We start from the raw sequence: 3,370 nt of genomic DNA on the forward strand, positions 1-3,370 counted from the left end.
CTGCCCGCCCCTCCGTTTTTGTTTTATTCCCGCCCGAAATATCAACATTCATACAATGTTCATAAAATAATCACTTTATTTTCCTTTTGTGATCACTCTCAACCTTGATTGCAACGAAAGAAACGAATAAGGTTTCATCCTGTGGGGGTATACGAAACTTCTTAATAAAATTGCCCCGCAGCCTGAAGCTCAGGCAAAAACTGTCCGATAACATCAACAGATGAAACCCACCACAGCGGAGAACACAGCGTTAACAGCATGTCATGTTCAAAAGTAAGTCGTACCTGGGGGAATGAATGTTAACTCGAGATTTCCTGCGTAACGCAGATTGCAAAACAGCATTTGGCAGCATTGATGAATCGATGCTACTGACCCCTGAACAGCGCGCTGCCTCTTTGTGCTGCACGCTGGCGCGTCGCCCCGACAACAGCCCGGTCTGGATTTTTGGTTACGGTTCACTGATGTGGAACCCGGTTTTTGACTCAGAAGAGGCGCGGCCTGCCACCTTGCACGGTTATCATCGTGCCTTCTGTCTGCGTCTGACCGCCGGGCGTGGCACCCTTGCGCAACCCGGCCGTATGCTGGCGCTGCGGGATGGCGGCAAAACCACTGGCCTGGCGTTCCGTCTGCCTGAAGACACCCTTCTCGATGAACTCGAACTGCTGTGGAAACGTGAAATGCTCACCGGCTGTTACCGTCCGACCTGGTGCGAACTGGATCTCGACGATGGCCGCAAGGTGACCGCGCTGGTGTTTATTATGGATCCCTCGCACCCGCAATATGAAGCCGATACCGATTATCAGGTTATCGCCCCACTGATTGCGCAGGCCAGCGGCCCGCTCGGCACCAATGCGCAATACCTGTTTGCACTGGAAAAAGAGCTGAACAACTACGGCATGCGTGACGATTGTATGAGCGAGCTGGTCAAACAGGTGCGGATGCTGTTGTCTGTTTCTCCGGGTCTGGATGTCCCGGGACTGAGTTAACGTCGCGTCTGGTATTGCCGGCTGTGCGGGGTTGCCGTGCAGCCATTTCATTCATCTCTCCCGTTTTAAGCGCCTGTCTTTTCGCTGTTCATAAAATATCTCCACCACGGGCTTTGTACAGTAACAATCCGCCGCAAAGCCCCGTCTTGCCTCATTAATAACCAATCAGATAACGTTATGCAAAATTCGCATAACGATAGTCTTTATCAGACTTTCTGCCAGATAGAAGAAACTTTACACTCAACAAAATCTTAGCAATTTCGCTACCTTGGAGAGTCTGTCTTGATGAAAGCTTTATTACCGTCCGTTCTGTTTACGGCTATTGCGGCTACTTTCTCCGTGCAGGCTGCTACGCCGCCGGATACGCTGGTTATCGCACAATCCATTGATGACACCTCCAGTTTTGACCCGGCGCAGGGATTTGAACTGACCACGGTTCAGGCTTTTAATAATATTTATCAGCGCCTGGTCCAGTCTGACCCGAACAATCCGATCGATTTAAAACCGACGCTGGCGGCCTCCTGGGAAGCAGGCAAAGATAACCGCAGCCTGACCTTCACGCTGTCACCGAAAGTCACCTTTGCCAGTGGCAATCCGCTGACTGCCGATGACGTCATATTCTCGTTATCACGCGTGGTGAAGCTGAATCTGGAGCCTTCATTTATCCTGACGCAACTGGGCTGGACCGATAAAAACGTTGATACCTTCCTGACTAAGATTGATGACCAGCATGTGAAAGTCAGCTGGACTGCCGATGTCAGCCCGTCATTCGTGCTGAGCCTGCTGTCTGCGCCGGTATCTTCTATCGTGGACAGTAAACTGGTGAAAGCTAACGCCACCGCTGACGACCTTGGTCACCAGTGGCTGAGCAATCATTCTGCCGGTTCCGGCCCTTACCAGATCCGTAACTACATACCGCATGAAGTCGTGATTTTATCTGCGAACCCGACCTCACCGGAAGGCGCGCCGAAGCTGAAAACCATTCTGATAAAAAACGTACCGGATCCTGCTGCGCGCCGCTTGCTGATCGAGCAGGGGGATGCCGATATGGCGCGTAATCTCGGTTCTGACCAGATGGCTGCACTCGCCGGTAAAAAGGGTGTTAAGCCTCTGGCGATCCCGTATGCCTCACTGTACTTCATGCAGTTCAATGTCAAAGCCTCCCCGGCGCTGGGTAATCCTGCATTCTGGGAAGCGGCCCGCTACCTGTTCGATTACAACCACATTGCTCATGATCTGATGAAAGATCAGTTCCAGGTGCATCAGGCCTTCCTGCCGGAAGGCTATCTGGGCGCGCTGAACGACACGCCATACACCTATGACCCGGCAAAAGCCAAAGCGATTCTGGCGAAAGCCGGGCTGACTAACGTCAGTTTCACACTCTCTACCGCCAATCAGCCGCCGTATCTGGACATCGCACAGGCGCTGCAGGCCAGCTTTGCGCAGGGCGGCGTAACGGTGAAACTGGATCCGGGTTTGAGCTCGCAGATTTCTACCAAAGTGAAATCACACAATTACGACGCGTATATGTCGTCATGGGGACCGGATTACTTTGACCCGAACACCAACGCTTCAGCGTTTGCTTTCAACCCGGAAGAAGGGAGCAGCAAAACACTGGCATGGCGCGCTAACTGGTCCATTCCGGCACTCAATAAACTGACGCTGGCTGCGATTGCGGAACCGGATCAGGCCAAACGCGTGGCGGATTACCGTCAGTTGCAGCTGGAAGTCCAGAAAAACTCGCCGTTTGTGATTGGTCTGCAAGCCAAAAGCCTGATTGCCGTACGCGACAACATTAAAGGTTACGTGCAGGGCATCAACCCTGACATGGTCTTTTACAGCAAGGTCACGAAGTAATGGCAGACAGTTCAACACCCGCCGGATTCGTCCGGCAGGGTTGGCGCTGGTCAGGCCGTTTGCTGACCGGCGTGATTTCGCTGGCACTGACGCTGCTCGGACTGCTGGCGTTTACTTTCACGCTTTCCCATCTCGCCCCGATTGATCCGACGTTACAGGTGGCCGGCGATCACGCCAGCGAAGCCACCTATGCGCAGGTGCGTCGCGATTTAGGTCTCGATCAGTCCGTACCGGTACAATTTGTCCGTTATCTCGATCACCTGGCGCACGGCGATATGGGAATTTCCCGTATTACCGCGCAGCCGGTGGCCAGCGATCTGATGCGTACATTCCCGGCAACGGTTGAGCTGGCGACTTGTGCCATCCTGCTCGGCGGCACCTTCGGGATTTTGCTGGCGTTGCTGGCGGTATGGAAACCGGGAAGCTGGCTGGATAATGCGGCAAGGCTGGTGTCGTTGCTCGGGTATTCCGTGCCGATTTTCTGGCTTAGCCTGCTCGGCCTTTTACTATTTTACGCGGTACTGCAC

The 3,370-nt window shown here is 53.4% G+C and carries 3 protein-coding genes; all 3 read left to right on the forward strand.

Features of this window, described 5'->3' with window-relative positions; genetic code table 11:
- The first annotated feature begins 296 nt into the window (after positions 1-296).
- Positions 297-986, forward strand: coding sequence for a gamma-glutamylcyclotransferase (locus J1785_RS02225; RefSeq protein ID WP_129951467.1), 690 nt, complete (start codon positions 297-299; stop codon positions 984-986).
- A gap of 285 nt (positions 987-1,271) precedes the next feature.
- The gene (locus J1785_RS02230; RefSeq protein ID WP_129951466.1) at positions 1,272-2,843 is read left to right on the forward strand and encodes an ABC transporter substrate-binding protein; all 1,572 of its coding nucleotides are present in this window, start codon (positions 1,272-1,274) and stop codon (positions 2,841-2,843) included.
- Positions 2,843-3,370: ABC transporter permease (locus J1785_RS02235; RefSeq protein ID WP_129990359.1), on the forward strand; the 528-nt coding region annotated here is incomplete at its 3' end. The genes J1785_RS02230 and J1785_RS02235, both read left to right, overlap by 1 nt.

Source organism: Rahnella perminowiae (assembly GCF_019049755.1).
GTDB classification, from domain to species: Bacteria; Pseudomonadota; Gammaproteobacteria; order Enterobacterales; family Enterobacteriaceae; genus Rahnella; species Rahnella perminowiae.